Source organism: Noviherbaspirillum denitrificans, from assembly GCF_002211445.1.
GTDB classification, from domain to species: Bacteria; Pseudomonadota; Gammaproteobacteria; order Burkholderiales; family Burkholderiaceae_D; genus Noviherbaspirillum; species Noviherbaspirillum denitrificans.
This window is the reverse complement of record NZ_LSTO01000001.1, coordinates 1,351,426-1,353,206: the sequence shown is the minus strand read 5'-3', so window position 1 is coordinate 1,353,206 and position 1,781 is coordinate 1,351,426. Positions and strand designations below refer to the sequence as shown.

Below are 1,781 nucleotides of genomic sequence, written 5' to 3'. Positions count from 1 at the left end.
CCATGCGACCGCCAGCAGAATCAGCGCGATGCCAAACAGGCCGGCGCCGATCAGGCGGCGCGGCACCGGCTTGCGCGCCTCGTGCGGCACATATTCCGCCACCAGCTTGTCCGGCTCGATCGGCTGTTCAGGATCGAACAGCGCCTGCTCCGGGATCAGCGCATCGAGCTCGGGCGGGGTTTCCGGTTCCAACACGCACAAGGTGCGTTGCGAATGGCGCAAGGCATCCACCGTGGCATGCAGGCTGCCCTTGCTGCGCACTTCGGCCATCACGATTTCTGGCGTGGCATCGAGGTGTTCGGCAAGCAGGCGCGCACGCAGCCGAGCGATGGCGTCGCGGATGCGTTGCGCATCCGGTCCGCGCGCCTCGATGGTGATGTTGCATTCGGTGTCGAGCGCCATCGAACGGTTGCTCAGGTTGGCCGAGCCGATCGAAAACAAGGTGTCGTCGATGGCGAACACCTTGCTGTGCACGTTCAGGCATTGCTGTTCGCCCAGGCCGGGAATATGCGGGCTAACCATACGGTAGCGGCCGTGGCAATCAGCTGCCTTCAGGCGCCGGTGCACACGCGCGCGCAGCACGCCCATGGTGGCCTGCTCCAGCCATCCACTTTGTGTCCTGGGTGAAATGACGAGGACCTCAGGGCCATCCTGCTCCTGCAGCCGTTCGGCCAGCGCATTGGCCAGCATGCCCGAGGTGAAATACTGGTTTTCGAAGAACATCATGCGGCGCGCGGCGGCAATCGCGTCGAGGTGCAGTTGCCGCACTTCATGCACGCCGGCGTCGCCTTCGTACACCGGTTCGGTGCGCGAAATCGCGGCATCGACATTGCTTATGTCGGGTTCCACCGATTCCGGCCAGGGATCGGGACCGTCGCCGGCGTCTGGCGGTACGACTTCCCCTGTTGCTCGCTGCCAGCGCATCCTTGCCAGTTCGCCGAGGGCGCGCGCTGCGTCGCCGTCGACCAGCACCTGCACGTCATGAAACGGGCCGTGCGGCTTGCCATCGCTGTCGCAGCGCAACGGCGCGTGCGACGCGTGTTCCGGTGTGTCCCACCGGCTGCGCGTGAGGTCGAGGCCGCCGGAAAAGGCAATGCGGTCGTCGACCACGACAATCTTTTGGTGGTGCGAACCGCCGATCGGATGCCGGGCATCCATACGGAACGCGAGGCGGCGATGTGTGCGCCAGTCCAATTTGACCGTCGGCAACCATTCGCGCTCGAGCGCATACAGCACGGCGAAGTCCCAGTTGAGCACATAGGCGCGCAAACCGGGCCGGCTGGCGACGATTTCATGCAGGAAGTCGCCGAGCGGTTCCGGATAACCATCGTTGGCGCCGCCGGGGACGAGCCGCATGCGACTGTCGATATCCCAGCTGAGGATGAAGATGCTATGCCGCGCGCGGAGGATCGCCGCGCGCACCGCGCGGAAGTAGGCATCCGCATCGACCAGCATGGAAAACCGGTGCGCACGTTCGATGCGCCAGCAATTGCGTCCCGGCTGCAACAGCGCGGGCGAAGTGGATGGCAGGGTGAGTTTTTCCTGGGGCAAAGGCAGGTTCACGATGTCGATTGGAAAATGCCGCTTTTCCTCTTCGACGCGTTGCCCCTTGAGTTAGTTTCTGCCGCTGCGTAGCGGCAAATCAGCGCAGCGCAACCGCGCCCGCGAATCCTGGCGGCAGGGACAGTTCCATGACGGTCACTTGCGCAAGCACATGTTCTGTTGCCGCATGCCATTCCGAGAGCGCCATGCCGCAGCATTTCAGGCCGGCTTCCAGCCTG

Annotated in this window: 1 protein-coding gene; it reads right to left on the bottom strand. The window is 64.3% G+C overall.

The genetic code is table 11. The features are described 5' to 3' along the window. Positions 1-1,563 (bottom strand): phospholipase D-like domain-containing protein (locus AYR66_RS06700; RefSeq protein ID WP_337366836.1); only part of this gene is annotated, 1,563 nt, incomplete at its 3' end. Positions 1,564-1,781 lie beyond the last annotated feature (218 nt).